We start from the raw sequence: 25,756 nt of genomic DNA, 5'->3' as shown, positions 1-25,756 counted from the left end.
TTTAATGGCGACGGTTGACGCCCGATAAAACGCCTGCCAGTTCGGCGGCCATGGCTGCATAGCCGGCGTCTCCCGGATGCAGATGGTCGCCGCTGTCATAGTGTGGCCGCATGCGCGCCGGGTTGGCGGGGTCGCGCAGCAGCGCATTGATATCGGCCACTGCGTCGAACTCTCCACTCTCCTTGATCCACCGGTTCACCTGCTGGCGCAACGCGTCCTTGGCCGGCGTGTAGTAGCCTTCAATCGGCGTGCCTTCAAATGGCGGCATCGTGGCGCCGATAATGCGGATCTTGCGCGCACGCGCTTGCACGATCAGCTGGCGGTAGGCGCCGATCATGCGGTCGGCCGTCATGGGCGCTTCATTTGGCGCGAAGATGCTTTGCGGCCAGCCGATATCGTTAATCCCCATCAGGACAATCGCGGTGCTGACGCCTGGCTGGCTCAATACATCCTGCTCGAAGCGCGCAGCCGCGTTGACGCCCATGCGGTCGCCCAGCAGGCGGGCGCCCGAGATGCCGGCGTTGACGACGGCGATGCCTTTCTTTGCCAGCCGTGCAGCCAGATAGTCGGACCAGCGGCGGTCCATATCCGGCGTGGAGCCGTTGCCGTCCGTGATGGAGTCGCCAAATGCGACCACTGCGCTGGCCGGCGTCGCTGTGTTGACCCAGATCCCGCTGAGCAGCGCGCGGCCATGCAGGGCCTGGGCATTGGCCGGCATGGCCTCCCCGGTAAGGTTGCCGTCGGCGATGGCGCCGGTTTGCTGCGCGCCCCAGTGGAAAGTGGTCAGCGGTGTGCGCTGTGGCAGGTAGATGCTGACCGCCAGCTTTTCCAGCGCTTCGACCGGCATGTCGATGGCGTCGCTGACCATCGGCGCACCGGGAGGAATGGTGACGCTGCGTTGGCCGCCGAAGGTCAGTACCACTCCGTGAGCTTGTGCAGCCGCCGGTTCGGCGCGGGCGATGCGCGCCTCGCCGATCACCAGTGGCTGCGTGCCATAGCGGTTGGACAGCACTACGCGGGCATGCCGTCCACCGACGCTGATACGCACCATTTCGCGTACGGTCTGACGTTCCAGCACCGTTGGCACGCCTGTCGGCAGCACAAATTCCTGTTCGCTCCATGCCGCGTGCGGGCTGGCTTGCCAGCTTGCGACCCAGTTTTCTGCGGCATGCAGCGGCGTGATGGCGGCGGCGACCAATGCGGCCGCGATAAGTTTTTTCATGATGCTTCTCCTGTCGAAAAGCACACGATAGGTTATTCCATTGGCGAGCAGAAGACAGTAAAAATGACTATACTTCATTCGATATTGGAATGAGGATGTGAATGGATACGATACGATCATTGCGCTGCTTCGTGCGTGCCGTGGAGCTGGGCAGCTTGTCCGCCGTGGCGCGCGAAGAGGCGACCACGCAACCGACGGTCAGCAAGTTGATGGCCGCGCTGGAGCGTGAACTGGGCGTACGCCTGCTGGAGCGCAGTACCACCAGCCTGCAAGTGACGCCGCAAGGCATGCGGTTTTATCAGCGTGCGCTCGGCGTGCTGGCGGAATATCAGGAGGCCGTTGCCGAGGCGCGCGGCCAGACCGAAACGCCGGCCGGCCTGATACGCCTGAATGCGCCCAACGCCTTTGGCCATTTCCGTCTGAATGCCTTGCTTGCGCCTTTCCTGGCAGCCTATCCGCAGGTTGATATCGAGCTGATACTGGAAGACCGCATGGTCGATCTGGTCAAGGATGGCGTTGATATCGCTGTGCGGCATGGCCGCGAGCTGCCGCCGGATGCGGTGGCGCGGCTGGTTGGGGCGTCGCCACGCCTGCTGGTGGCAGCGCCGTCCTACCTGCAGCAGCACGGTAGGCCGAAGCAGCCGCAGGATCTGGGCCGTTTCGACTTCATCCGCTTTGCCTGGCTGCCCGATGGCGATGTGCTGACGCTGCATAACGGCGAACGTACCGAAATCGTGCACACGCATAGCCGTTATCGCATCAACAATGCGCTGGCGAAGCGCGACAGCCTGGTCGCCGGTGGCGGCATCGGGCTGTTCCCTCTGTGGCTGGTGCAGGACTTGCTCGACAGTGGCGCGCTGGTACACGTGCTGCCCAAATGGCGCGGCCAGCCGCAGGCATTGCACCTGCTGTCGCCATCGCGCCGCTACCAGCCCTTGCGCGCGCGGCTGCTGCTGGATTATCTCGCTGCCAAGATTGCCGAACTGCCGGGATACAACGCTTCCTGAAGATCTTCTTGCCTCTGGCCGAGGCTGTCCTATATTGATATAAACAGTTTATCTCAGAGGATGGCATGAAGCCGGTATGCGCAGTGCTGATGATGCTTGCCATGGCTGCCGCTCACGGGCAGGTGCCGGGATCTGGCCGCATGCAGGAACTGAGCTTCAGTGCCGAAGAAGTGGACTCCCGCATGGAAGACCGCTATATCGACCGCATGGTGGACCTGGCTGCGGCTGGCCGGCTGGATGAGGACCATCCACTGCTGGCGCGCCTGCGCTACATCAGTGCGGAGCTCATACGTGCCGCGATTGAATTGAAGCCGGAAGCGGCCCTGTGGGAGTGGGAAGTCCATACTACCAGCGATCCAGAGGTCGATGCCATCTGCATGGCGGGCGGGAAAATCCTGGTGGGTAGCGCCTTCGTGCGGCAACTGGCGCTGAACGATGGCGAACTCGCAACCTTGCTCGCCCATGAAGTGGCGCATGCGGTGGCCGAGCATCACCGCGAAACTTTTTCGGAAGCTGTGCTGCTGAACCGTTTTCCTGCGGTCCCGCTGGATGTGGTGATGGCGCGTCTGGACAGTGATTTGTCGCTGCAAATCCGCCTGTCCAATTTATCAAGCTTGCAGGAATCGGAAGCCGATCAACTGGGCATGGTTCTGGCGCACCGCGCCGGCTGGTCGGCCAGCGATATGGTGAGCTTCTACCGCAAGCTGGCCGAGGGAGAGCAGGCGGCGCTGGTGTCCGGCGCCTATCCCGCCACCGCGTCGCGCCTCAGCATGGCCAAGGGCATGGCGCGGCTATTCGACGATTAACCGCGCTTGCGCTCGTGCTGCCACAGCACGTCGCTGCCGCCGGCGTAGCGGTTCAATACACGCGACAACACAAACAGCAGATCCGACAGGCGGTTCACGTACTGGCGTGGATGCTCGTGGATGGTCTCTGCCTTGCCCAGCGTGACGATGGCGCGTTCGGCGCGGCGGCACACCGTGCGGCACACATGCGCCTGCGATGCGGCGCGCGAGCCGGCGGGCAGGATGAATTCCGTCAACGCCGGCAGCGTGGCGTTGTACTTGGCCAGCAGTGCGTCCAGGCGCTCAACGTGGGCCTCCTTGATCATCTGATAGCCCGGGATGCACAGCTCACCGCCCAGATCAAACAGGTCGTGCTGGATGGTGACCAGTTCTTCGCGCAGGTCGGCTGGCATGTCTTCGCACAGCAGCAGGCCGAGATGCGAATTGAGTTCGTCCACTTCACCGATGGCGGTAATGCGGACGCTGTCCTTGTCGGTGCGTGTGCCGTCGCCCAGGCCGGTGGTGCCGCCGTCGCCGGTGCGGGTGGCGATTTTCGAGAGTCGGTTACCCATGATGGTCAGCCCTGGTTGGCGATGCTTGCGCGGCGCGGGTTGTAGGGATCGAAGCCAGGCGTGTTCCAGAAATCCTTGGTGCCGATGGTTTCGTACATCTTGATTTCTTCGTCGTACATCGGGAACAGGCCGGCCAGGAAGATGGTGCGGTCCGGCAGTTCGAACTTGATCTGCTCTTCGTTCATGAACGGTGGACGGTAGACGAAGCAGGCGTTCATCGCGCTGTCCTTGGACATCGGGTGATCGAGCTTGAACGACGCCTGGTAGTGGAACGAACTGTCGTTGAAGAAGGATTGCGCGATATAGGCGGCAGCGCTGCCCCAGCCGGTATCCTTGGTGTACAGCGAGAAGCTCAGTTCAGGCTTGCCGTGCACCCAGTTCGGGTGATTGGCGTTGGAGAGCCCGGAGGTGACTGCGGTCAGCATGTCCTTGGCCGGGAAGTCCTCGAAATAATAGATCAGCATGCGCGGGCGGTTATCCAGCGCGATCTGGCCAATCTTGGCCTGTACGCCGAACCGTTCTTCCAGCGCCAGGAGCCAGGCCTGTTCAAAATTGTGTTCCATACTCTGTTCCAGTAGTTGAAGTAGCTGCGCCCGAAAGAATACAACAAATCGGCGGGGTATTTCGCCTTGGGAGGCGTTTGTGCTTACAATCGTGTCTCAATGTGTGTTTTCAGGTGCACGACCCAATGAACACTGTTACTGATCTTACTGCCCGCCGGGCGCAGGTTTGTACCGCGTTGCAGCATGTGCTGCCAGCGCGCGCTGTGCTGTCGGCGGTGGAGGACACTCGTCCGTATGAGTGCGACGGCCTGGCGGCATATCGCCAGCTGCCCATGATTGTCGTGCTGCCCGATAGCGAGGCGCAGGTGGTGGCGGTGCTCAAGGTATGCCGCGAGCTGGGTGTGCCAGTGGTGCCGCGCGGTGCCGGCACGGGCCTGTCCGGCGGCGCGATGCCGATTGCGGATGGCGTGGTGCTGTCCACCGCGCGCCTGAACCGCATCGTGCGGATGGATGCGTATTCGCGCACGGCTGTCGTGCAACCGGGCGTGCGCAATCTGGCGATCTCGGAAGCGGCGGCGCCATATGGTTTGTACTACGCGCCTGATCCTTCGTCGCAGATCGCCTGCACCATCGGCGGCAACGTGGCCGAGAACTCGGGCGGCGTGCACTGCCTGAAATACGGCCTCACGGTGCATAACGTGCTGCGCGTGCGGATGGTGACCATCGACGGCGATGTGGTGGAACTGGGCAGCGAGGCGCTGGATGCGCCGGGCCTGGATCTGCTATCGGTGTTTATCGGTTCCGAAGGCATGCTGGGCATCGTGACGGAAGTGACAGTGAAGCTGGTGCCCAAGCCAGCCACCGCACGCGTCATCATGGCGTCGTTTGATGAAGTGGTGAAGGGCTGCCACGCAGTCGCTGCGCTCATCGCCGCGGGGATTATTCCGGCGGGGCTGGAGATGATGGACCAGACTTCTTCGCGGATGGTGGAGCCGTTTGTGAAAGCGGGCTATGACACCGAGGCCGCCGCCATCCTGTTGTGCGAAGCGGATGGCACCATCGAAGAAGTGGAAGAGGAAATCGCCCGCATGTCGGCGGTACTGAACACGGCCGGTGCGATTGCGATTGCCGTATCGCAGACCGAAGCGGAGCGCCTCAGATTCTGGTCCGGCCGCAAGAACGCCTTTCCCGCTGCGGGCCGCATTTCACCCGACTACTACTGCATGGACGGCACCATTCCACGCAAGCGCCTGGGCGAGGTCCTGGCGGGCATCGCTGCAATGGAAACCAAATATGGCCTGCGCTGCGCGAACGTGTTCCATGCGGGCGATGGCAATTTGCACCCGCTGATCCTGTTCAACGCCAACATCCCCGATGAATTCCATCGCGCGGAAGCGTTTGGCGCCGAAATCCTGGCCTTGTGCGTGGAAGTGGGCGGCACCATCACCGGCGAACATGGCGTGGGTATCGAGAAGATCAATTCCATGTGCGTGCAGTTTGCACCGGCGGAGCTGGAGGCATTCTTTTCGGTCAAGCGCAGCTTTGATCCGCATGGCCTTCTCAACCCCGACAAGGCCATCCCGACGCTGCATCGTTGCGCAGAATTCGGCAAGATGCATGTGAGCGGTGGTGCGATGCCGTTCTCCAACCTTCCCCGTTTTTGACGATGACTTCTCACGACGATTTCGCCGCCCGCATACGCAACGCCAGTGCGCCCTTGCGCATCCGGGGCGGCGGCACCAAGGACTGGTATGGCCAGGCGCTGAGCGGCGAGATACTGGACACGCGCGGCTACAGCGGCGTGGTGTCTTACGAACCGACGGAACTGGTCATCACCGCGCGCTGCGGTACACCGCTGGCCGAGATCGAAGCGCTGCTGGCGCAGCACAACCAGATGCTGGCATTTGAACCGCCGCGCCATGAGGGTTCAACGATAGGCGGCGTGGTGGCCAGCGCGCTTTCCGGCCCGCGTCGTGCCAGCGCTGGCGCGGTGCGCGACTTCGTACTCGGCGCGGTGCTGATGGACGGCCGTGGCGAAGTGCTGCGCTTTGGCGGCCAGGTGATGAAGAATGTGGCCGGCTACGACGTATCGCGCTTGCTGGCCGGTTCGCTGGGTACGCTGGGACTGATACTGGAAGTGTCGCTGAAGGTGCTGCCGTTGCCGCTGCGCGAGGCCAGCCTGCGCTTCGAGATGAGCGAAATCGACGCATTGAGGCGTTTGAATGAATGGGCCGGCCAGCCATTGCCGATATCGGCCAGCTGCTGGCATCGGGGCGTGCTGTCGCTGCGGCTGTCCGGCGCCGACGCGGCAGTGGAAGCGGCGCAGCGCAAGCTGGGTGGGCAGGTATTGGATGGTGCCGATGCCTTCTGGTCGTCGTTGCGCGACCAGACGCACCCGTACTTCAAGGCCGCCAGCTTGTGGCGCATGTCCGTGCCCTCGCACGCCAGCGCCATCGTCCTGCGCGGCGAGCAGTTGATTGAATGGGGCGGGGCGCAGCGCTGGCTGGCGATCGATGCCGACGAAGCCACGGGCAGCGATGCCGGCGGCTGTGTCGAGGAGCGCGCGGGCATAATACGCCGCAGCGTCGCTGCAGCCGGAGGGCATTCCACCTTGTTCCGCTGCGCTGACAAACGCGTGGGCGTGTTTCATCCGCTGGCGCCGGCCATGGCGAAAATCCATGAACGCCTGAAGCAGTCGTTTGACCCTGCAGGTATCTTCAATCCTGGCCGCATGTACTGAATTATGCAAACCAATCTTGCCGATTTCATCAAGCACACACGCGAGGGCGAAGAAGCCGATGCCATCTTGCGCGCTTGCGTGCACTGCGGTTTTTGCACGGCCACCTGCCCGACCTACCAGCTGCTGGGCGATGAACTGGATGGGCCGCGCGGCCGGATTTACCTGATCAAGCAGGTGCTGGAAGGCGCCCCTGTCACTGCGAGTACGCAGACGCACCTGGACCGCTGCCTCACCTGCCGCAACTGCGAAACCACCTGTCCGTCGGGCGTGAAATATGGCCGCCTGGTCGATATCGGCCGCCAGGTGGTGGAACAGCGCGTGCAACGTCCGCTGGGCGAACGTATCAAACGCAAGGTGCTGATCGAAGGGTTGACGCGCAAGCCGGTGTTCAGTGCTGCGCTGCGGGCCGGCCAGATCTTCCGTCCCCTTTTATCCCCCGCGTTGCAGGACAAGATCCCGCAGCGCCAGAACGCCGGCGTGTGGCCGGCGCGCGAGCATGCGCGCAAGATGCTGGTGCTGGATGGCTGCGCGCAGCCTGCCATGGCGCCCAACATCAACGCCGCCACCGCGCGCGTGCTGGATGCGCTGGGCGTGCAGCTGATGGTCGCCTCCAGGGCCGGATGCTGCGGCGCGCTGCGGCACCATATGAATGAGCAGGAAGCCGCGCTGGATGACATGCGCCGCAATATCGATGCCTGGTGGCCGTATGTCGATACCGTCGAAGCCATTGTCATGACGGCGTCCGGCTGCGGCGTCACGGTCAAGGAATATGGGCATCTGCTGGCGCACGATCCAGTCTACGCGGAAAAAGCCGCGCGCATTTCAGCGCTGGCGCGCGACCTCAGTGAAGTGATGCCGCAGTTTGAAGAAGCGCTGACGCGTCGTGTCCGCAGCAGTTCAGCGGGGCGCGTGGCCTACCATCCGCCGTGCACGCTGCAGCACGGCCAACAGATCCGGGGCAAAGTGGAGAGTGTGCTGCGTGCAGCCGGTGTGGATGTGGTGCTGTGTGCCGACAGCCATCTGTGCTGCGGCTCGGCGGGCAGCTACTCGCTGCTGCAACCGGAGCTGTCGCTGCAACTGCGTGACCGCAAGCTGGCCAACCTGGTGGAGACGGGCGCGCAGACCATTGTTTCCGCCAATGTCGGTTGCACGGCGCATCTGCAATCCGGCACTGAAACGCCGGTGATGCACTGGATAGAGCTGATCGACCGCGCCTTAAATTAAGGCCATCTGCGAGGTGCCGCCGGCGGCGCTGTTGTCGTGCAGGCTCATAATCGGTGGCAGGCTGGCGGCAGCTTGCCATACAGTGGCGGTGTCGAAGCTGGCCACCCATGCCAGCACGTCATCTGCCGGCATCGGACGTGCGATGCCATAGCCCTGTACCAGATCGCAACCGAGGCGCATCAGCATGGCGCCATGTTCGATGGTTTCCACACCTTCCGCAATCACGCCCAGACCAAATGAACGCGCCAGGCCAATCACGGCGCTGACCAGATGCAGGTCATCGCGGTCCACCAGCATATTGCGCACGAAGCTTTGGTCGATCTTCAGCACATCGGCGGGCAAGCGCTTGAGGTAGGACATGGACGAGTAGCCGGTGCCAAAATCATCCAGCGCAAAGCTGATGCCCAGCGCCTGGCAATCCAGCATGATGCTGCGCACGTGGCTGATGTCGCTGAGCGCCGACGATTCCAGTATCTCCAGCTCCAGCATATGCGGCGGCACGTCCGGGAATTCGGCCAGGATGCCTTTCAGGCGCTCGACAAAATCATGGCGCTGGAAATGGCGGGCGGCGATATTCACGCTGATCACCCAGTCCGCATCGAACGCGCGCCAGGATTCCAGCTGGCGCAGGGCTTCGCGCAGTACCCATTCACCGATGTCCACAATCACATCGCTGTGCTCCACGATGGGCAGAAAGTCGCCAGGCGAGATGGTACCGCGCAGCGGATGCTCCCAGCGCAGCAGCGCCTCCATGCCGATGATGCGGCCTTTGCGCATGTCCAGCTTGGGCTGGTAGTACAGCGCCAGTTCATTGGCGCGCACTGCCGCGCGTACCTCGGTGCGGCGGTTGTGGTGCGTGCGTACCTGTTCATCCAGGTCGGCGTCAAAGAAGTGGTGGCGGTTGCGGCCGGTGATCTTGGCCTGGTACAGCGCCTGGTCGGCGTGACGCAGCAGACTGTCGGCGCTGATGTCGTTGCCCGTGTAGACTGCAATGCCGACGCTGGCCGACATGCTGACCGCTTCGCCGTCGCAGACATAATCGCGCGCCAGCGCCGCCATCAGTTTGCCCATGGCGTATTCGATGGCGGCGCGGTCGTTCAGTTCCGGCAGCAGCAGCACGAATTCATCACCGCCCAGCCGCGCGACATAATGGCGCTGGCCGGCGAAATCGTGCAGGCGGCTGGCGGCCTGCTTGAGGATCTCGTCACCCACGGCCTGGCCCAGCGACTGGTTCACGTGCTGGAAGTGGTCGAGGTCAAACAGGCAGACTGCAAGCAGATGGCCATGTTCCCGCGCGCGCTCCACCTCCTGCTCGAAACGCTGGGCCAGCGCGGTGCGGTTGGGCAGGCCGGTGAGAATGTCGTGATTGCTCTGCCAGGAAATTTGCTGCATCAGCTGGCGGCGTTCGGTGACGTCGCGGAACACCAGCACCGAGCCTTGCACCTCGCCTTGCGGCGTGCGGATGGCATTGGCCGTGTACTCCACGGTGCTGGTCTGGCCCATGCGGTTGCGCAGGCTCTGGTTGCCGACCTTGACCATCTCGCCGCCCGCATAAATCGCCTTCATCGACTTGAGCAGCGAATGCTGGCCGAAGTTATTCGCCAGAACAAACACCTGGTGCAGCTGCATGCCGCGTGCGCGCGCTTCGGACCATCCCGTCAGCTGTTGCGCTACTTCGTTGATGGTTTCGATGCCGCCGGTGAGATCAGTGGTGATGACGGCATCGCCGATCGATGCCAGCGTCACTTCGATGCGGTCCTTTTCCACCTGTAGCTGCTGCTGCGCCAGCAGGGTGCGCGTGAGCTGTGCGCTCAGGTCGTTCTGGCTTTGCTGCAGCTTGTGCACCAGCGCCTGCACGCGCTGCGCCATGTTGTTGAAGGTACTGGCCAGCATGCGTGCTTCCAGCGTGCCGCTGATTGGCAGGCGGACATCGTGGTCGCCGCTCTGGAAGCGGTTGGTGGCGTCGGCCAGCCGGCGTAGCATGCGCTTGTTGGCAAAGATGATGAGGCCCAGCAGCGTGTAGATGACGGTGACGTTGACCACTGAAATAATGGCTTGCTGGTAGATGGTGCGCCAGACCTGCATCAGCGGCAATGTCGGCTCAAAGCTCAGCGCCAGCGTGGCATTGCCGAGATGGATGGTGCGGTTGAACGGCGTGATGGTGCTGAAACGGGTGAACCAGCCGGGATAGTCCGGCACGGCGGGCACACTGCGCAGCGCCTCCAGGTGACCGCCGGCGAAATCGAGCCGTGCGGCGGACAGGTCGGGATTCAGCAGCAGCGCGGTGGACAGCGTGGTATCCAGGCTGCCGCGATCGGGCGTTGCCAGCGCGGGCGCCAGCGTCTTGCGCAAATGCGCCACCAGCTCGCCGGCGTCTTTTTGATAGCGGGCGTTGGCATAGCTGGTCTCGGACGCCAGCATGAGGTGGTAGCGCACGCCGACCACCACCGCAATAATCGCAAAAATCGGCACGAACAGCCGGGAGTACATTCCCATCCGCAGCCACGGCGACAGTATTTTTCCCAACAAGGACATAGGCAACTGATTTGATAGGAAAGGACCAAATCGCATTATTACTTAAAAGTTAACCTATAGCACGCTTTTTGGTAAACGTTTTTCACTTTTGTTGCCTTAAGTCACTCCGCGAGCAGCTTTTCGATGTCGGCGATGAGTTCTTCCGGCTTGGTGGCGGGCGCGTAGCGGTTGTAGACCGTGCCGTCCTTGCGGATCAGGAATTTGGTGAAGTTCCACTTGATGCCTTCCGTGCCCAGGATGCCGGGCGCGTCCTTCTTCAGCTTCTGGAACAGCGGGTGGGCGTGATCGCCGTTGACGTCCACCTTGGCGAACATGGGGAAGGAAACGCCGTAGTTCTTTTCGCAGAAGGCGCCGATTTCCTCGGCCGAGCCGGGTTCCTGCTTGCCGAACTGGTTGCACGGGAAGCCCAGCACTTCCACGCCCTTGTCCCGGAACTGCTGGTAGACCGCCTCCAGGCCCTTGTACTGCGGCGTAAAGCCGCAGGCGCTGGCGGTGTTGACGATCAGCAGGACCTTGCCCTGGTACTGGCTCAGATTGACTGGCGTGCCAGACAGGCTGTCGGCGGTGAGATCGAAAATAGTGGTCATCAGAGTATGCTTAAATGTTCGGTACCGGCGGACAGGTCGCGGTTCTTGGCGGCCTTGCTCTCCAGCTTGATGGTGAGGCGCAGGTCGTTGACGGAGTCGGCGTTGCGCAGCGCGTCCTCGTAGGTGATAAGGTCAGCCTCGTACAAATCGAATAGCGACTGGTCGAAAGTCTGCATGCCGAGTTCGCGCGATTTCTTCATGAGCTCCTTGATCTCGTGGACTTCGCCCTTGAAGATGAGGTCCGAGATCAGCGGCGAGTTGAGCATGATTTCAATTGCCACGGCGCGGCCTTTGCTCTCCTTGCGCGGGATTAGGCGCTGCGAAATCATGCCTTTCAGGTTCAGCGACAGATCCATGAGCAGTTGCTGGCGGCGCTCTTCCGGGAAGAAATTGATGATGCGGTCCAGTGCCTGGTTGGCGCTGTTGGCGTGCAGCGTGGCCAGGCACAGGTGGCCGGTTTCAGCGAAGGCGATAGCGTGGTCCATGGTCTGGCGGTCGCGGATCTCGCCAATCTGGATCACATCGGGCGCTTGGCGCAGCGTGTTCTTGAGCGCGACTTCCCAGTCATCGGTATCCACGCCCACTTCGCGCTGGGTGATGATGCAGTTCTTGTGCGGGTGGACGAACTCGACCGGATCTTCAATCGTGATGATGTGGCCGTAGCTATTTTCATTGCGGTAGCCGACCATGGCCGCCAGCGTAGTCGACTTGCCGGACCCGGTCGCGCCCACCATGATGACCAGACCGCGCTTGGCCATGATGACTTCCCTGAGCACCTCGGGCAGGCCGAGCTCCTCCAGCTTGGGGATATCGCTGTTAATCACGCGCAGCACCATGCCGACCGAACCCATCTGCACAAACGCGGACACGCGGAAGCGGCCGATGTCAGCCGGGCTGATGGCGAAATTGGCCTCCTTGGTCAGCTCAAAGCCGGCGGCCTGCTTGTCGTTCATGATGGAACGGGCGAGATCGATGGTGTGGGCAGGCGACAGCACCTGCGCCGACACCGGCGTCATCTTGCCATCGATCTTGACAGCGGGCGGGAAGCCAGCCGTGATGAACAAATCCGATCCCTTCTTCGCCTGCATCAGACGCAGCAGATCGAACATGAATTTAGAGGCCTGATCGCGTTCCATAATCGTTCCTTCAAATTGGGGTCAGGTCCGTCATTTCTACACGGGCTCTGCTGTAACGGCGTTACAGCAGAGCCCGTGTAGAAATGACGGACCTGACCCCGGAGTTTAACCAGGGAAGTTTTCCGGGGTTTTGGCGGCGCTGCGGGCGGCGGCGGCGCTGATGATGTTGCGGCGGACCAGGTCGGTCAGGTTCTGGTCCAGTGTCTGCATGCCGACGCCGCTGCCGGTCTGGATCGCCGAGTACATCTGGGCGACCTTGGCTTCGCGGATCAGGTTGCGGATCGCTGGTGTGGCCACCATGATTTCGTGCGCGGCCACGCGGCCGTTGCCGTCCTTGGTTTTGAGCAGGGTTTGCGAGATCACGGCTTGCAGCGATTCGGACAGCATGGCGCGCACCATTTCCTTTTCGTCCGCCGGGAATACGTCAACGATACGGTCGATGGTCTTGGCGGCCGAGGAGGTGTGCAAGGTGCCAAACACCAGGTGGCCGGTCTCCGCCGCCGACAGGGCCAGGCGGATGGTTTCCAGGTCGCGCAGCTCGCCGACCAGGATGGCGTCCGGGTCTTCGCGCAGTGCCGAGCGCAGGGCGTTGTTGAACGACAGCGTGTGCGGCCCCACTTCGCGCTGGTTGATCAGGCATTTCTTGGATTCGTGGACGAATTCGATCGGGTCTTCGATCGTCAGGATGTGGCCGTATTCGTTTTCGTTGAGGTGGTTGACCATGGCCGCCAGCGTGGTCGATTTGCCGGAGCCGGTCGGTCCCGTCACCAGCACCAGTCCGCGTGGCTTCAACGCAAACTCGGCAAAGATCTTGGGCGCGTTGAGTTCTTCCAGGCTCAGGATCTTGGACGGAATCGTGCGCAGTACGGCCGAGGCGCCGCGCTCCTGGTTGTAGGCGTTGACGCGGAACCGCGCCAGCCCCGGGATCGCGAACGAGAAGTCGACTTCCAGCATTTCCTCGTAGGCTTTGCGCTGGCCGTCGTTCATGATGTCATAGATCATGCCGTGCACGTCTTTGTGCTCGAGCGGCGGCAGGTTGATGCGGCGTACGTCGCCGTGCACCCGTATCATCGGTGGCAGCCCGGCTGACAGGTGCAAGTCCGAGGCCTTGTTCTTGACGGAGAATGCGAGTAGTTCGGAGATGTCCATTTATAATCCCTGTGCCCAGACGTTGCGGGGTGCACCATGCGTGCCGTTTTAACGCTTTTTACTCGATGATTATGTCCCTGATCCGCCAGAACTTGCAAGCCATCACCGCGACAATTGTTGCCGCAACCCAAGAATCAGGCCGCCAGCCGGGATCGGTGGAGTTGCTGGCCGTGTCCAAGACGTTCGGCCCGGAGGCGGTGCTGGAGGCCGTGGAGGCGGGCCAGCGTGCGTTTGGCGAGAATTACCTGCAAGAGGGGCTGGACAAGATCCGTGCCGTGCAGGAGGCCGGTGCGCCCGCGCTGGCGTGGCATTTTATCGGTCCCATCCAGAGTAACAAGACGCGGCCGATCGCCGAGCATTTCGCCTGGGTGCACACGGTGGAGCGTGAGAAGATTGCGCAACGTTTGTCCGAGCAGCGCCCGGCGGATTTGCCGCCGTTGCAGATTTGTCTGCAGGTGAATATCAGCGGTGAAGCCAGCAAGAGCGGCGTCGCGCCGGAAGACGTGGCGGCGCTGGCCCGCCAGGTCGCGGCGTTGCCGAACCTGACCTTGCGCGGTTTGATGGCCATTCCCGAGCCGGCTGTGGAATTTGCGCAGCAGCGTGCGGCCTTTGCCCAGTTGCGCGTTTTATACGAGCAGTTGCGGGCCGACGGGCTGGCGCTGGATACGCTGTCGATGGGCATGTCGGCCGATATGCGGGCGGCGATTTTTGAGGGCGCCACGATGGTGCGCGTCGGCAGCGCGATTTTTGGCGCGCGAAACTATAACAAGGCTTGAGACATGAAAATTGCATTTATCGGCGGCGGCAATATGGCTGCGGCCCTGATCGCGGGACTGGCCGGCAAGCTCACTGAAGGCGCCAACATCCATGTGGCGGATCCCAGCGCGGAGGCATTGGCGCGCTTGCACAAGCAGTACGGCGTGACCACGGCGCCCGCTGCCGATGCGGCGGTGTCGGCGGCCGATGTGATCGTGCTGGCGGTCAAGCCGCAAAGCATGCGCGAGGTGGCCGCGCAGCTGCTGCCGCTCATCGATCCATCTCGTCAGCCGCTGGTGATTTCGATTGCGGCCGGTATCCGCAGTGCTGACCTGTCGCGCTGGCTCGGCGGCTATGGCGCCATCGTGCGCTGCATGCCGAATACGCCGGCGCTGATCGGCATGGGCATTACCGGCATGGTGGCAATGGCGGGCGTGAGCGAAGCGCAAGTCAAGGCGGCAGACGACATCCTGCGCGCAGTCGGCCCGACCGTGTGGCTGGACGATGAAAACAAGATCGATGCGGTGACGGCGGTGTCGGGCAGCGGTCCGGCCTATGTGTTCTACTTCCTTGAGGCGATGCAGCAGGCGGCCGAGGAAATGGGCCTGAGCGCGGAGCAGGGCAAGCAGCTGGCGCTGGCGACCTTTACCGGCGCAGCGCAACTGGCGCTGCAATCGAGCGAACCGGTGTCGCTGCTGCGCGAGCGCGTCACGTCCAAGGGCGGCACCACGTACGCGGCGTTGACCAGCATGGAAGGCGGCGGCGTCAAGGCGGCCATCATCACCGCCATGAAAGCCGCTGCCGCGCGCGGCAAGGAATTGGGCGACGAGCTGGGTTCCGCCAGTTAAGCCAACCGGAGAGGCTGCATCGATGTTAGTAAAACGCTACTTACTCGTGATTGCAGCCACCTTCGCCTTGCCGGCCGGTGCTGCGACGATTCTTGACGAGTCGCTACAGCGCCCGGAAGGTCTGCGGCATTATCTGCTGGCGCAGCCGGCCACCCCGGCGGACGGCAAGCGGCCACTCGTGATACTGCTGCATGGCCATTCGGCCTCCGCCGCGCTGACTTTTGGCCGCGGCAAGATCAATGATCCCGCTGCCGCGTGGCTGGCGCTGGCAGACCGCGAGGGCTTGCTGGTGATGGCGCCGGATGGCTGGAAGGGCAGCGATGATGAACGCGGCTGGAACGACTGCCGCGCGGATGCCTCCACCAGCCCGAAGACCGATGACGTTGGTTTGATTGCCGCACTCATCGATGTAGCGGTAGGGCGCTACAACGCCGATCCTGCCCGTGTTTATCTTTCTGGCATGTCCAATGGCGGCGGCATGGTGTACCGCGCTGCCGCTGAACTGTCGCCGCGTCTGGCGGCGGTTGCCGTTTCCAGCATGCTGATGCCCACCAGGTCGGTGTGCCCGGCGCCCAGGCGAGCCTTGCCGATACTGGTCGCGCAGGGAACGGCCGACAGCATCGTGCCTTACAACGGTGGCGAGGTCGGCGGCATGTGGCTCAAGGGGCGCGGTTCGGTGCTGAGCGCCGAGGCGACGGTGACGTATTGGCGTGAATTGGCGCAGTTGCCGGCCGCCCCGGTCATCACCAGGGTGCGGCAGCGCGATGCATCGGCGCCCACTTCGCTGGTGCGCTATGTGTGGGGCGGCGATCCACAACAGGTGCAGGTGGAATTTCTCAAGATGGAAAATGCCGGTCACGTTCAGCCCAGCATTGCCTATTCCGTGCCATGGGCGCTGCGGCTGATACTGGGCAAGCAGAACGGCGACCTTGAATTTGCCGATGAGACCTGGGCCTTCTTCAAAAACAAGCGCGCGCCGTAAGTCTGGCTTATTTGCTGCCGCAGCCTTCCTGCATGGCGGCGATCCATTCGCGGATCAGGGCCACACCTTCCTGATGGACTGAGCTGCGCCCCAGTTCGGGCATCATCACGCCGGGCTCGGCCGAGTTCAACCGGTACAGCATGATGGAATCGTCCGGTTTGCCCGGCGCGATGTCATGGCTGCGGCCACCCGTGCCGGCGCCTGCCGCGACGGGCGGCTTGCACAAGCCCAGATGCAGGTCGGCCGGTGCGCCCATGTTCAGGTGCAGCGCCGTGGTGTTGGCCGCGCCTTTGTCGTTGTGGCAGTGGGCGCAGTTGATGTCCAGGTAGGCGCGGGCACGCGCGTCAATCGGCTGTTGGGCGTCATGCCAGTTGGCGTTGCGTGGTGCGGCTTTGGCGCCCTCGGCTGGCAGCCCAGTCAGGTAGCCCACTTTTGCCAGGTATTGCAGCTGGTTGGTGCTGATGCCTTCATATGTGTAGTCGCGGTTCAGGTGGCGCGCTTTCGGGCCGATGGGCTGGAACTGGCGCGATTTCACATCGGCCACGTGGCAGGACGCGCACTGGTTGACGTTCGGGACCACGTAGGTGATCTTGTCGCTGTGCTTGTCTTGGTGGACCACGTCCAGCGGGATCTGGTCGCCCGTGCGGGACAGCACAGCGTCGGTCTGCTCCGCATTCCACACATAGGGCAGGGCGATCCAGCCGCTGGCACGGCGCACCAGCAAGCGGGTTTCGACGAGGCGTACTTTGGTGGTGTCGAGCTGGTCGCCATCGCTGGCATAGTTGGCCAGCACGGCTTTGCCATCGGCCGCTTTGGGGTAGTAGAAAGTTTTGCTGATGATGGTGCCGACCGGGAAGTCAAACGTGGTCTCGGCGTTGTAGGCAGCGCTCTGGCCCTTGGGCATCCAGACCGTGCGCAGCTTGTGTGCATAGTCGGTGAACAACGGCGTGTTGAGGTCGTACGGCACTACCTGCTTGTTCAGGTTCAGTTTGCTGCTGGAGACGGCCATCAGATGCCAGTCGCTGAGCTTTTCGGGATTGCCTTCGGCGATGAAGCTGACGGGCGCCTGCTGCTGCGAGCATGCAGCGAGCGCGAGCGCGCACGCCGCCGCCAGCAGCGGACGAATTGCGGGTATGGACATCATGACTGTGCGGCGAGTTGGGCGATGGTAACAGGTGGCAGTTTGGCCAGTTCGCAGCGGAATGGTGCGGCGTCCTTGCTCGGGTTCTTGTACTTGTTGGGGCCGTCGGCGTTGAGCACCTCGGCGTCGTTCTGCACGCAGATGCGCTGCTCGGCCGGCAGCACGCCTTTGACCAGCAGCTTGTTGTCGACGTAGCCGTCCCACAGCACATCAGGCAGATGACCGCTCAGGCCGTACATGGCGATCTTCAGCGCTTTCAGGTCCAGGCCATCCGGCGAATCGCCGCCGCCCTTGAAGCGGTTGCCGTAGACGTAGATGGCTTTGGGATACGGGTCGTAATTGGCGGACACGCCTTTTTCGGTGTAGTAGCCGGTCGAGTGGTAGCTGGAGATGATGACGTTGGCGGTCTGGTTGTCGGTCACGTCGTTATCGAAAATCTCCACCTTGGAATTGGAGTTGATGACGATGCCCGAACCGGCCGGTACGCTGGCCACGGCCGTGCCGCGCGCAGCGAAGTTGCCGAGATTGTTTTTATCAACCTTGTTCTTGTACACGCGCGTGCTGTGGCCCGGCTGGGACAGGTTGGGCATGTTGAACACCAGGATGCCGCCGGTGTTGTTGGTAGCGACGTTGTCGTAGACGTCGGCATTGACGGTGTTCTCGATTTCGATGCCGGCCACATTGCCTTCCGCGCGCGAGCGGCGCACGATGACGCCGTTCGACTGGCCGACGTAGATGCCGGCATCGGAAGCGCCAATGGCTACGCTGTCCTCGATCAGCACGTTTCTGGTCTTGACCGGGTAGATGCCATAGGCGCCGTTGGTGACTTTGGGGCCGCCGGTCCATTGCACTTTGACCTTGCGGACCGTGATGGTGTCGCCGTCATTGATCTTCAGGCCATCGCCCTTGGAATCCTGGATGGTGAGGTTTTCAATCGTGAAGCCGTTGCCATAGACCAGCAAGCCTTCCGGACCGGTGACCTGGCCTTTGAACGAGAGGATGGTTTTCTCCATGCCGGCGCCACGGATGGTGACGCCATCGCCACGCAGCGTGAGGCCGGAGGTCAGGTGATAGCTGCCGGCCGGGATCTCGATGACGGTGCCGGGCTTGGCATCCAGCAGCTGCTCCTGCAGCTTCTTCTGGAACGCCGCGTCGGCCGACGCCTTTTCCGCCGGCACGGCCGGGCCGTCCGTTTTGCTGCAGGCGCTCAACAGCACGCCGATGGAACCACATACTGCTAATGCACGTAATGCTCTGTTCATCTGCTATCTCCCCAATATTTTTTGTTATATGTAGAGTGCTTGGCAAGATGAGTATAACAGCATGTTTTCCGTAAATTAGTTAAACCAGATTCGTTCTGTTGCGTTTGCGGTCCAGCGTCCATGCGTTTCTCGCCGCTGTAAAAATCCCTTGTGGGGCCGGGGAATTTCAACTACGATGAGCGGCTTCACTTAGCCAACCCACTTTCAGAAAGGAGATCGCCATGCAGAACACGACCACTACCACTCCTTCCCTGGGTCTGGCTGGTTACTTTCTGGATTAACTCATTCCTTAAGTCCCCCGCACACTGAACGGCGCTTGAACGCCGGTGCGCTGCCACGCCCATCCTTTTTGTTTTTTCAGGATAAGGCTCCGCAATGGGCAATTTCATTCAAAGTATTTCTGACCGCGTGTCGGTCATTGCGTCTGATCGTCTCTGGCTTGAGGACGCGGCATTACAACAAACTAAAATCACGTCCAACCTGCATGGCATGGTGCGCGTGGTCGGGCTGCCGGATCTGCATCCGGGGCGCGGCTATCCCGTCGGTGCGGCATTCTTCAGCGTCGGCCGGTTCTATCCGGCGCTGGTGGGGAACGATATCGGCTGCGGCATGGCGTTGTGGCAGACGGATCTGCTGGCCGGCAAGGTCAAGCTGGATAAGCTGGACAAGCAGATCGGCAATCTCGATGGCTTTATCGATGATGATGAGTGGGCGGTGCTGGCGGCCGGCGACGCTAGCCTGGCCGAGCGCCGTGCCGCGCTGGCTTGCGCGATGGCGCAAGCTGGCCTCGATGCTGCTCCTCTGCGCTCGCTGGGGACCATAGGCCGCGGCAATCACTTTGCCGAGCTGCAGCTGATTGAGCAGGTGGCATGCGAAGACACGGCCGCCCACGCCGGACTGTCGCGCAAGCATGTGCAGTTGCTGGTTCATAGCGGTTCGCGTGGTTTGGGCCAGGCGGTGCTGGCGGCCCATGTGGACGCTTACGGCCACGCTGGGCTGGAGGACGGTGGCATGCCTGCCCAGGCTTATTTGCGGCAGCACGCGATTGCCGTCCAGTTTGCCGAGCTGAATCGTGCGCTGATCGGTGCCCGCATTTTGCATCGGCTGCGTTGCCATGGCGAGCTGGTGCTGGAGCTGAACCACAACACCGTCACGCCGGCGGAGATTGACGGGCAGCAGGGCTGGCTGCACCGCAAGGGCGCAACCCCAAGCGATCAGGGACTGGTCATGCTGCCCGGTTCGCGCGACGACTATAGCTATCTGCTGCAACCGCTGGCACAGCATGGCGCGCTGAGCCTGCATTCGCTGGCGCACGGCGCCGGCCGTAAATGGCAGCGTAGTGAATGCAAGGGACGGCTGTTCAGCATTGCGACACCGGCGCAACTGAGCCGCACGGCGCTGGGCGGACGCGTGATCTGCAATGACCGCGCGCTGATTTATGAAGAGGCAGCACAAGCCTACAAGAACGTTGACAGCGTAGTGGCCTGCCTGCTTGGCGCAGGGCTGGTTCGTGTGGTCTATCGGAGCCGGCCGCTGCTGACCTACAAAACACGTGGGGAGTGCTGCTGATGCTATATCTGCAATTGTCGGCCAACACGGGGCCGGTGGAATGCTGCCTTGGCGTCAGGCACGCGCTGGCGCGGCTGATGGAGGAAGCGCGCAGTATGAGTGTTGCGATCGTGATGATTGAGCAGACGCCCGGTCCGGTACCCGGCACGCTGCGCTCGGTGCTGCTGCAGCTGGAGGGGGCTGCGGCGCCCGTGCTGGCACAGCGCTGGCGTGGCAGAATCCTGTGGGTTTGCGATAGTCCTTATCGTCCACGGCACAAGCGCAAAAACTGGTTTCTGTATGGCGCCTTGCCGGCGCCGCCGGATTTACTGCCTGATGATGGCGAGATACGCTACGAAGCAACGCGGGCCTCGGGGCCCGGTGGCCAGCACGTCAACAAAACCGATAGCGCTATCCGCGCGACCCATGTTGCGACCGGCTTGTCCGTGAAGGTGCAGTCTGAGCGTAGCCAGCATGCCAACAAGCGGCTGGCGGCGCAGCTATTGGCAGTCAAGCTTGCCAGCCTGGCGGAAGCGGAGGGCGAGCGCGTGCGTAGCGAGCGTCATCAGCAGCACCGGCAAGCCGAACGTGGCAACGCCCAGCGCACCTTTGTCGGTCCCGGCTTCCTGGAAAGGAGAACTGCTACTTCCGGGTGATGAGAACGCCGACGAGGACGCCAAGCGCAGCGCCCAGGCCGACGGCTTTCCAGGGATTTTCCTGGACATAGGCATTGGTGCATTCTGCAGCGTTGCGGCCGTGGGCCAGCAGGCTGTCTTCGAGTTTGCGCAGGTCGTCCCTGGCGGTGTGCAGCGCTTCGTCGAAACGGGCGCGGGTGGCGGAGGCGGCTGCGCTGACTTCCTCGGCGTGTTCGCTCAGCCACTTCTCCGCTTCGCTGATGGTGTGGGTAAGCTCGTCCATGAGCTTGCCGCGTGCATTGCTGGCGGCGTTCTGGCTGGTGGAGATGGTGTCGTGTTCGGTGGATTCCATGGTGACCTCGTCTGTATTCACTGGTGGGAAGGGATGACCAGTGTAAGTATCGACGATGTCACCATTTTGTGCCCGCTCAATTGGGCTTAGCGTAGCGCGTAGTCCAGCACCACGCCCGCAAACACGGCAAAGCCCAGCCAGTTGTTGTGGCGGAAGGCGTAGAAGCAGCCGTCACGGTCGCGGTTGCGGATCAGCGTGTAGTGGTAGGCCGCAATGCCTGCCGCAACCAGCAGCCCGGCCACGAACCAGAAGCGCAGGCCCTGCTGCCAGCCGCACAGCAGCAACAGCACCAGGTGCAGCGCGTAGCAGACCATCACGATGGCGACGTCATAGCGGCCGAAGGTAATGGCGGAGGTCTTGATGCCGATTTTCAGGTCATCGTCGCGGTCGACCATGGCGTATTCGGTGTCGTAGGCCAGGGTCCAGAAGATATTCCCGACCAGCAGTACCCAGGCGGTCAGCGGCACCTGGTTTTGCACGGCCGCATACGCCATCGGAATGCCAAAGCCGAACGCAATGCCGAGGTAAGCCTGCGGTATCGCGAAGAAGCGTTTGAAGTAGGGGTAGGTGCCGGCAATGATGACGGCGGCAACCGACATCTGCTTGGTCAGCGTATTCAGCGGCAGGATCAGGCAGAACGCCACGATGGACAGCAGCGCGGCAATCGCCAGCGCTTCCTTGCCGCTGATGCGGCCGCTGGTGATGGGGCGCTGCGCGGTACGTTTGACGTGTTTGTCAAAATCCTGGTCGGCATAGTCGTTGATGGCGCAGCCGGCCGAGCGCATCAGGAAGGTGCCCAGCGTGAAGATGAGGATGAGTTTCCAGTCCGGCACGCCGTCCGCTGCCAGCCACATCGCGTACAGCGTGGGCCACAGCAGCAGAACGGTACCAATTGGTTTGTCCAGCCTGATCAGGCGAAAGTAGAGCGCCAGCTTGTTCATATGCGACTTCGGGTAACAGGAAAGCAATGATTATCGCAAATCCTGGGACAGGACGTCATTCGTCGGCGCAGAGCGTGGTGATGCCGGGCAGGTTGCAGGAGGCCACCACTTCGCACACGGCATCGATGGCGGCCTTGCGCGTGAAGCTTTTGCGCCACACGATGACCACGCGGCGCGAGGGCGCCGGATCGTCAAACGGGCGGAATTGCAGCATGCCATCCTTGGCGTCCAGGTCCGGCACCGAGGCGCGCGGCAGCACAGTCAGGCCGATGCCGCTGGCCACCATGTGACGGATGGTTTCAAGCGACGAGCCTTCAAACGTGCGCTGCATGCCATTGCCCGGCGCAGAGAAACGGGCCATTTCAGGACATACTTCCAGTACCTGGTCGCGGAAGCAGTGGCCGTTGCCCAGCAATAGCATGTTCTCGGTCTTGAGGTCGTCGGCGGGGATGGTTTTGCGTTTGGTCCACGGGTGCTGGGCCGGCATGGCCACCACGAATGGTTCGTCATACAACACTTGCATGGCCATACCGTGTTCCGGTAGCGGCAGCGCCATGATGGCGGCGTCCAGGTCGCCCTGGCGCAGCATTTCCAGCAGCTTGACGGTGAAATTTTCCTGCAGGATCAGCGGCATCTGCGGCACTTTGTCGATCATGCCCTTGACCAGCGGCGGCAGCAGGTAGGGGCCGATGGTGTAGATCACGCCCAGACGCAACGGGCCGGCCAGCGGATCCTTGTTCTGTTTGGCGAGTTCCTTGATGGCGGCCGTTTGCTCCAGCACGCGTTCCGCTTGCGCAACGATTTGCGCGCCCAGCGGTGTGACGGAAATCTCTGCGCCGCCCCGTTCAAACAGGACCACGCCCAATTCGTCTTCCAGCTTTTTGATGGCAACCGAAAGCGTCGGCTGAGCGACGTAACAGGCCTCGGCCGCGTGTCCGAAGTGCTTCGCCCTTGCAACGGCGACTATATATTTCAGTTCGGTCAGTGTCATGAATATATTTGAACACAGGCGATGCTGAGATGCAATGAATGAACGCCAAGTTGCGCTATTGTAGCGGAATGGTGTCGATATAATGCAGCGTATTCCTGAAAGGCGCGATGTATGTCTTCCACATTTGGTCCTGAAGAAGCGCAGGCTTACCTGCACAAGCTGCTCAAGGTCATGCACCATACGGGCGGCTCCGACTTGTTCATTTCGGCCGACTTCCCGCCGAGCATGAAATCGCAAGGCGCCATGAAACCGCTGAGCCAGCAGAAGCTGACCGGCAGCGTGACCCGGGCCCTGGCGCTGTCCATCATGAACGAGAAGCAGCAGCGCGAATTCGAGGCTGAACTGGAGTGCAACTTTGCCATCTCGCTACCGGAAGTATGCCGCTTCCGCGTCAACGTTTTCGTGCAGCAGCAGAATGTGGCGATGGTGATACGCACTATCGCCTCGGAAATTCCGACGCTGGAAAAGCTTGACCTGCCCGAAGTGCTCAAGGACATCATCATGACCAAGCGCGGCCTGGTGCTGGTGGTGGGTGGCACCGGTTCCGGCAAGTCGACCACGCTGGCGGCCATGATCGATTACCGCAACGCCAACTCGGCCGGCCACATCATCACGGTGGAAGACCCGGTGGAATATGTGCATAAAAATAAAGGCTGCCTGATTACGCACCGCGAAGTGGGCGTGGACACGCTGTCCTGGCACAATGCGCTCAAGAACACGCTGCGGCAGGCGCCGGATGTGATCCTGATTGGCGAAATCCGCGATACGGAAACCATGGAGCACGCGATCGCGTTTGCCGAAACCGGCCACCTGTGCCTGGGTACGCTGCATGCGAACAACGCCAACCAGACCATGGACCGCATCATCAACTTCTTCCCGGAAGAGCGGCGCAACCAGCTGTTGATGGATCTGTCCTCCAATCTGCGCGCCATCGTCTCGCAGCGGCTGATCCGTACCGAGGACGGCAAGGGACGCAAGGCGGCGATTGAAATTCTGCTCAACACGCCGACGATTGCCGAGATGATCTTCAAGGGTAACTTCCAGTCGATCAAGGAAATCATGCACAAGTCGCGCGAGCTGGGCATGTGCACGTTCGACCAGGCGCTGTATGAACTTTATAATAAGGGCTATATCGCCTACGAAGAGGCGCTGCGCAATGCCGATTCGGCCAACGGCCTGCGCCTGCAGATCAAGCTGCATGGCGGCCGGCCTGAACCGGGCGAGGGCGGTGGCGCCTTTGGTGCGCTGAGTATCGAGGAAGACAAGCCGGAAGATGAAGAACCCAAGACTTAACGAAAGAACGCATGCCTCAATTTGAAGACAAGATCTGCACCCGCGAACAACTGGCCGCCCGCGTGGCGGCGCTGCCCAAGCCGGTGGTGCTGACCAACGGTGTATTCGACATCCTGCACCGTGGCCACGTGACCTATCTGGCGCAGGCGCGCGCGCTGGGGGCCTCGCTGGTGGTGGCCGCCAATACCGACGCGTCCGTCAAGCGCCTGGGCAAGGGCGATGATCGTCCGCTCAACACCTGCGGCGACCGCATGGCGGTGCTGGCGTCGCTGGAGTCGGTGAGCCTGGTGGTGGACTTTGACGAAGACACGGCGCTGGAAGTGGTGCAGCAGGCGCGTCCGGAAATCTATGCCAAGGGCGGCGATTACCAGATGGATGCCATCCCCGAAGGCAAGGCCGTGATTGCGTATGGCGGCGAAGCGGTGGCCATCGATTTTGAGCACGACCGCTCGACCACCAAGCTGCTGGCCAAGGTGCGTTCGTTCAAATGAGGATCGTCCTGATCCTGGTGGCGGTGCTGGCGTTCCTGATCGCGTTATGGGGACCGCCGCTCATGGTGGCGCGCAAATTCTGGCTGCGCGAGAATCCATGGGCTTTCCGCAACCTGCGTTTCGTGCTGCCGGCGCAGCTGATTACGGCCGTGGTGCTGGCGTTTGCAGCCGAGTTCTCCGGCCTGCGCAACCCGGCGGCCATCATGGCTGGCACCACGGTGATGGTCGGCCTGCTGGGCGCGGGCTTGCTGGCGCTGTTGGCGGTCTGGGGCGCACGCCGCTGAATGGTTTACACTGGGCGCCATGAGCTCTACCGAAATCGATCTGCGCAGCTATGACGTTCCATTCTCGGACGCGCACGATTTCGCCCAGATGGTGCTGCCGCTCAGCGGCCGGCTGACGCTGGACATCAACGGCCAGGGCGCAGTGCTGCATCCGCTGCGCGCGGCCTTCATTGCACCGGGCCTGGTGCACACCCAGTTTTCCCACGAACCGAATGCCTCGCTGATACTGGACTTTGACCTGGCGTCGGTGCCGGCGGAAACCGCGGGCCTGCTGGCGGAACGGCCATTCGCACCGGTCAGCGCGGCCACCGCCAAGCTGGTCGATTTCATGGGCATGCTGCAGGAGCAGGGCGCTGCCAGCACCGGTGTCCTGGCCAACTGGACGCCCTTGCTGCTGGCGTCGCTGACCGCGCAGCCGATCCGCCCCGCCTCGCGCCTGCAGGCGGCATTGACGCGCTTTGAAGCGCAGCCCGCCCAGCCATGGGATACCGGCAGCATGGCCAAGGTGGCCTGTCTGAGCGTGAGCAGCCTGCACCGCGTATTCCGCGAGGAGCTGGACACCACGCCGCTGGCCTGGCTCAACGCGATGCGCCTGCGCTTTGTGTGCCGCCAGCTGGTGGAATCGTCCTTGCCGATTGCACAACTGGCGACGCTGGCCGGTTACGCCGACCAGAGCGCGCTGACCCACGCCATGCGCCGCGCCATGGACATCACTCCGCTGGCCTACCGCAAGCAGAATCAGACAAAAATCCGCTAGTCCCACACAATCCTT

At 62.2% G+C, this 25,756-nt stretch carries 26 protein-coding genes; 14 read left to right on the top strand and 12 right to left on the bottom strand.

Annotated elements, in window-relative coordinates:
- Nucleotide 1: 1 nt before the first annotated feature.
- A complete protein-coding gene (locus tag GTP58_RS21675; RefSeq protein WP_161079202.1) occupies nt 2-1,222 on the bottom strand; it encodes an SGNH/GDSL hydrolase family protein in 1,221 nt (406 codons plus the stop codon).
- 101 nt (nt 1,223-1,323) lie between these two features.
- Here GTP58_RS21675 and GTP58_RS21670 point away from each other — a divergent pair, with 101 nt between their 5' ends.
- Together GTP58_RS21670 and GTP58_RS21665 are read left to right on the top strand one after the other, a co-directional pair.
- Nucleotides 1,324-2,229, top strand: a complete 906-nt coding sequence (locus tag GTP58_RS21670) for a LysR family transcriptional regulator (RefSeq protein WP_161079201.1) — start codon at nt 1,324-1,326, stop codon at nt 2,227-2,229.
- 65 nt (nt 2,230-2,294) lie between these two features.
- Nucleotides 2,295-3,035, top strand: a complete 741-nt coding sequence (locus tag GTP58_RS21665; protein WP_161079200.1) for a M48 family metalloprotease — start codon at nt 2,295-2,297, stop codon at nt 3,033-3,035.
- On the opposite strand, the gene GTP58_RS21660 is transcribed toward GTP58_RS21665, so the two are convergent.
- Together GTP58_RS21660 and GTP58_RS21655 are read right to left on the bottom strand one after the other, a co-directional pair.
- Nucleotides 3,032-3,586, bottom strand: coding sequence for a cob(I)yrinic acid a,c-diamide adenosyltransferase (locus GTP58_RS21660; RefSeq protein ID WP_161079199.1), 555 nt, complete (start codon nt 3,584-3,586; stop codon nt 3,032-3,034). The two genes, GTP58_RS21665 and GTP58_RS21660, sit on opposite strands and share 4 nt — an antisense overlap.
- A 5-nt stretch (nt 3,587-3,591) precedes the next feature.
- Nucleotides 3,592-4,149 (bottom strand): suppressor of fused domain protein, encoded by a 558-nt coding sequence (locus GTP58_RS21655; protein ID WP_161079198.1) that lies wholly within the window; start codon nt 4,147-4,149, stop codon nt 3,592-3,594.
- A 125-nt stretch (nt 4,150-4,274) separates the two neighbouring features.
- Between GTP58_RS21655 and GTP58_RS21650 the strand changes: the two genes are divergently transcribed.
- The 3 genes from GTP58_RS21650 to glcF are packed head-to-tail and all read left to right on the top strand — an operon-like array spanning nt 4,275 to nt 8,053.
- The gene (locus tag GTP58_RS21650; protein WP_161079197.1) at nt 4,275-5,753 is read left to right on the top strand and encodes an FAD-linked oxidase C-terminal domain-containing protein; all 1,479 of its coding nucleotides are present in this window, start codon (nt 4,275-4,277) and stop codon (nt 5,751-5,753) included.
- Nucleotides 5,754-5,755: 2 nt separating this feature from the next.
- A complete protein-coding gene (gene glcE, locus GTP58_RS21645) occupies nt 5,756-6,829 on the top strand; it encodes a glycolate oxidase subunit GlcE (protein ID WP_161079196.1) in 1,074 nt (357 codons plus the stop codon).
- Nucleotides 6,830-6,832: 3 nt separating this feature from the next.
- Complete coding sequence (gene glcF, locus GTP58_RS21640) at nt 6,833-8,053, top strand: glycolate oxidase subunit GlcF (RefSeq protein WP_161079195.1); 1,221 nt, start codon at nt 6,833-6,835, stop codon at nt 8,051-8,053.
- Here glcF and GTP58_RS21635 read toward each other — a convergent pair.
- The 4 genes from GTP58_RS21635 to GTP58_RS21620 all read right to left on the bottom strand — a co-directional run bounded on the left by GTP58_RS21635 (nt 8,045) and on the right by GTP58_RS21620 (nt 13,460).
- The gene (locus GTP58_RS21635; RefSeq protein WP_229215687.1) at nt 8,045-10,543 is read right to left on the bottom strand and encodes a bifunctional diguanylate cyclase/phosphodiesterase; all 2,499 of its coding nucleotides are present in this window, start codon (nt 10,541-10,543) and stop codon (nt 8,045-8,047) included. The two genes, glcF and GTP58_RS21635, sit on opposite strands and share 9 nt — an antisense overlap.
- Nucleotides 10,544-10,689: 146 nt before the next feature.
- Nucleotides 10,690-11,175 carry a glutathione peroxidase gene (locus tag GTP58_RS21630; protein ID WP_161079194.1) on the bottom strand — a complete coding sequence of 162 codons (486 nt, stop codon included), beginning with the start codon at nt 11,173-11,175 and terminating at the stop codon, nt 10,690-10,692.
- Nucleotides 11,175-12,311 (bottom strand): PilT/PilU family type 4a pilus ATPase, encoded by a 1,137-nt coding sequence (locus GTP58_RS21625; RefSeq protein WP_161079193.1) that lies wholly within the window; start codon nt 12,309-12,311, stop codon nt 11,175-11,177. Before GTP58_RS21625 ends, GTP58_RS21630 begins: the two co-directional genes overlap by 1 nt.
- Before the next feature lie 105 nt (nt 12,312-12,416).
- Nucleotides 12,417-13,460: a type IV pilus twitching motility protein PilT gene (locus GTP58_RS21620; protein ID WP_072785404.1), complete on the bottom strand. Its 1,044-nt coding sequence runs from the start codon at nt 13,458-13,460 to the stop codon at nt 12,417-12,419.
- 71 nt (nt 13,461-13,531) lie between these two features.
- Between GTP58_RS21620 and GTP58_RS21615 the strand changes: the two genes are divergently transcribed.
- From GTP58_RS21615 to GTP58_RS21605, 3 genes are read left to right on the top strand one after another with little or no spacing between them, the layout of a single operon-like run.
- Complete coding sequence (locus GTP58_RS21615) at nt 13,532-14,236, top strand: YggS family pyridoxal phosphate-dependent enzyme (RefSeq protein WP_161079350.1); 705 nt, start codon at nt 13,532-13,534, stop codon at nt 14,234-14,236.
- A gap of 3 nt (nt 14,237-14,239) precedes the next feature.
- Complete coding sequence (gene proC / locus GTP58_RS21610; protein ID WP_161079192.1) at nt 14,240-15,064, top strand: pyrroline-5-carboxylate reductase; 825 nt, start codon at nt 14,240-14,242, stop codon at nt 15,062-15,064.
- 22 nt (nt 15,065-15,086) lie between these two features.
- Complete coding sequence (locus GTP58_RS21605; protein WP_161079191.1) at nt 15,087-16,046, top strand: PHB depolymerase family esterase; 960 nt, start codon at nt 15,087-15,089, stop codon at nt 16,044-16,046.
- A 7-nt stretch (nt 16,047-16,053) separates the two neighbouring features.
- Here GTP58_RS21605 and GTP58_RS21600 read toward each other — a convergent pair whose 3' ends face one another.
- Nucleotides 16,054-17,190: an SO2930 family diheme c-type cytochrome gene (locus GTP58_RS21600; protein ID WP_229215686.1), complete on the bottom strand. Its 1,137-nt coding sequence runs from the start codon at nt 17,188-17,190 to the stop codon at nt 16,054-16,056.
- Nucleotides 17,187-18,449 carry a parallel beta-helix domain-containing protein gene (locus tag GTP58_RS21595; RefSeq protein ID WP_161079190.1) on the bottom strand — a complete coding sequence of 421 codons (1,263 nt, stop codon included), beginning with the start codon at nt 18,447-18,449 and terminating at the stop codon, nt 17,187-17,189. Before GTP58_RS21595 ends, GTP58_RS21600 begins: the two co-directional genes overlap by 4 nt.
- 375 nt (nt 18,450-18,824) lie before the next feature.
- Here GTP58_RS21595 and GTP58_RS21590 point away from each other — a divergent pair, with 375 nt between their 5' ends.
- Both GTP58_RS21590 and prfH read left to right on the top strand, forming a co-directional pair.
- Entirely contained in the window at nt 18,825-20,018 is a 1,194-nt protein-coding gene (locus tag GTP58_RS21590; RefSeq protein ID WP_161079189.1) for an RNA ligase RtcB family protein, read from the top strand.
- Nucleotides 20,018-20,653: a peptide chain release factor H gene (gene prfH, locus GTP58_RS21585; protein WP_161079188.1), complete on the top strand. Its 636-nt coding sequence runs from the start codon at nt 20,018-20,020 to the stop codon at nt 20,651-20,653. Before GTP58_RS21590 ends, prfH begins: the two co-directional genes overlap by 1 nt.
- Here the strand turns inward: prfH and GTP58_RS21580 are convergent.
- From GTP58_RS21580 to GTP58_RS21570, 3 genes are all read right to left on the bottom strand, one after another.
- Nucleotides 20,640-20,984 carry a YqjD family protein gene (locus GTP58_RS21580; protein WP_161079187.1) on the bottom strand — a complete coding sequence of 115 codons (345 nt, stop codon included), beginning with the start codon at nt 20,982-20,984 and terminating at the stop codon, nt 20,640-20,642. The genes prfH and GTP58_RS21580 overlap by 14 nt on opposite strands.
- A gap of 86 nt (nt 20,985-21,070) precedes the next feature.
- On the bottom strand, nt 21,071-21,925 hold the full coding sequence (ubiA, locus tag GTP58_RS21575) for a 4-hydroxybenzoate octaprenyltransferase (RefSeq protein ID WP_161079186.1): 855 nt from the start codon (nt 21,923-21,925) through the stop codon (nt 21,071-21,073).
- A gap of 55 nt (nt 21,926-21,980) precedes the next feature.
- The gene (locus GTP58_RS21570; protein ID WP_161079185.1) at nt 21,981-22,916 is read right to left on the bottom strand and encodes a hydrogen peroxide-inducible genes activator; all 936 of its coding nucleotides are present in this window, start codon (nt 22,914-22,916) and stop codon (nt 21,981-21,983) included.
- 111 nt (nt 22,917-23,027) lie between these two features.
- Here GTP58_RS21570 and GTP58_RS21565 point away from each other — a divergent pair, with 111 nt between their 5' ends.
- From GTP58_RS21565 to GTP58_RS21550, 4 genes are read left to right on the top strand one after another with little or no spacing between them, the layout of a single operon-like run.
- Nucleotides 23,028-24,209, top strand: coding sequence for a PilT/PilU family type 4a pilus ATPase (locus tag GTP58_RS21565; RefSeq protein WP_161079184.1), 1,182 nt, complete (start codon nt 23,028-23,030; stop codon nt 24,207-24,209).
- An 11-nt stretch (nt 24,210-24,220) separates the two neighbouring features.
- Entirely contained in the window at nt 24,221-24,700 is a 480-nt protein-coding gene (gene rfaE2, locus GTP58_RS21560) for a D-glycero-beta-D-manno-heptose 1-phosphate adenylyltransferase (RefSeq protein ID WP_072785386.1), read from the top strand.
- Nucleotides 24,697-24,984 carry a hypothetical protein gene (locus GTP58_RS21555; RefSeq protein ID WP_072785384.1) on the top strand — a complete coding sequence of 96 codons (288 nt, stop codon included), beginning with the start codon at nt 24,697-24,699 and terminating at the stop codon, nt 24,982-24,984. The genes rfaE2 and GTP58_RS21555 overlap by 4 nt, the downstream gene beginning before the upstream one ends.
- 19 nt (nt 24,985-25,003) lie before the next feature.
- On the top strand, nt 25,004-25,741 hold the full coding sequence (locus GTP58_RS21550; RefSeq protein WP_161079183.1) for an AraC family transcriptional regulator: 738 nt from the start codon (nt 25,004-25,006) through the stop codon (nt 25,739-25,741).
- Nucleotides 25,742-25,756: the final 15 nt, after the last annotated feature.

Origin of the sequence: Duganella sp. CY15W, assembly GCF_009857555.1 — a bacterium.
GTDB lineage: Bacteria > Pseudomonadota > Gammaproteobacteria > Burkholderiales > Burkholderiaceae_D > Rugamonas > Rugamonas sacchari.
The sequence above is the reverse complement of the archived record's forward strand: the minus strand, read 5'-3'. Positions and strand labels throughout refer to the sequence as shown.

Bases quoted from the DNA above. Each gene is read 5' to 3' on its own strand.
- proC (WP_161079192.1), top strand. From the start codon at position 14,240: ATGAAAATTGCATTTATCGGCGGCGGCAATATGGCTGCGGCCCTGATC.
- GTP58_RS21635 (WP_229215687.1), bottom strand. From the start codon at position 10,543: ATGTACTCCCGGCTGTTCGTGCCGATTTTTGCGATTATTGCGGTGGTG.
- GTP58_RS21630 (WP_161079194.1), bottom strand. From the start codon at position 11,175: ATGACCACTATTTTCGATCTCACCGCCGACAGCCTGTCTGGCACGCCA.
- glcF (WP_161079195.1), top strand. From the start codon at position 6,833: ATGCAAACCAATCTTGCCGATTTCATCAAGCACACACGCGAGGGCGAA.
- GTP58_RS21660 (WP_161079199.1), bottom strand. From the start codon at position 3,586: ATGGGTAACCGACTCTCGAAAATCGCCACCCGCACCGGCGACGGCGGC.
- GTP58_RS21600 (WP_229215686.1), bottom strand. From the start codon at position 17,190: ATGATGTCCATACCCGCAATTCGTCCGCTGCTGGCGGCGGCGTGCGCG.
- GTP58_RS21605 (WP_161079191.1), top strand. From the start codon at position 15,087: ATGTTAGTAAAACGCTACTTACTCGTGATTGCAGCCACCTTCGCCTTG.
- GTP58_RS21620 (WP_072785404.1), bottom strand. From the start codon at position 13,460: ATGGACATCTCCGAACTACTCGCATTCTCCGTCAAGAACAAGGCCTCG.
- GTP58_RS21595 (WP_161079190.1), bottom strand. From the start codon at position 18,449: ATGAACAGAGCATTACGTGCATTAGCAGTATGTGGTTCCATCGGCGTG.
- glcE (WP_161079196.1), top strand. From the start codon at position 5,756: ATGACTTCTCACGACGATTTCGCCGCCCGCATACGCAACGCCAGTGCG.
- GTP58_RS21555 (WP_072785384.1), top strand. From the start codon at position 24,697: ATGAGGATCGTCCTGATCCTGGTGGCGGTGCTGGCGTTCCTGATCGCG.
- GTP58_RS21650 (WP_161079197.1), top strand. From the start codon at position 4,275: ATGAACACTGTTACTGATCTTACTGCCCGCCGGGCGCAGGTTTGTACC.
- GTP58_RS21550 (WP_161079183.1), top strand. From the start codon at position 25,004: ATGAGCTCTACCGAAATCGATCTGCGCAGCTATGACGTTCCATTCTCG.
- GTP58_RS21670 (WP_161079201.1), top strand. From the start codon at position 1,324: ATGGATACGATACGATCATTGCGCTGCTTCGTGCGTGCCGTGGAGCTG.
- GTP58_RS21665 (WP_161079200.1), top strand. From the start codon at position 2,295: ATGAAGCCGGTATGCGCAGTGCTGATGATGCTTGCCATGGCTGCCGCT.
- GTP58_RS21615 (WP_161079350.1), top strand. From the start codon at position 13,532: ATGTCCCTGATCCGCCAGAACTTGCAAGCCATCACCGCGACAATTGTT.
- ubiA (WP_161079186.1), bottom strand. From the start codon at position 21,925: ATGAACAAGCTGGCGCTCTACTTTCGCCTGATCAGGCTGGACAAACCA.
- GTP58_RS21625 (WP_161079193.1), bottom strand. From the start codon at position 12,311: ATGGAACGCGATCAGGCCTCTAAATTCATGTTCGATCTGCTGCGTCTG.
- GTP58_RS21675 (WP_161079202.1), bottom strand. From the start codon at position 1,222: ATGAAAAAACTTATCGCGGCCGCATTGGTCGCCGCCGCCATCACGCCG.
- GTP58_RS21580 (WP_161079187.1), bottom strand. From the start codon at position 20,984: ATGGAATCCACCGAACACGACACCATCTCCACCAGCCAGAACGCCGCC.
- rfaE2 (WP_072785386.1), top strand. From the start codon at position 24,221: ATGCCTCAATTTGAAGACAAGATCTGCACCCGCGAACAACTGGCCGCC.
- prfH (WP_161079188.1), top strand. From the start codon at position 20,018: ATGCTATATCTGCAATTGTCGGCCAACACGGGGCCGGTGGAATGCTGC.
- GTP58_RS21655 (WP_161079198.1), bottom strand. From the start codon at position 4,149: ATGGAACACAATTTTGAACAGGCCTGGCTCCTGGCGCTGGAAGAACGG.
- GTP58_RS21590 (WP_161079189.1), top strand. From the start codon at position 18,825: ATGGGCAATTTCATTCAAAGTATTTCTGACCGCGTGTCGGTCATTGCG.
- GTP58_RS21565 (WP_161079184.1), top strand. From the start codon at position 23,028: ATGTCTTCCACATTTGGTCCTGAAGAAGCGCAGGCTTACCTGCACAAG.
- GTP58_RS21570 (WP_161079185.1), bottom strand. From the start codon at position 22,916: ATGACACTGACCGAACTGAAATATATAGTCGCCGTTGCAAGGGCGAAG.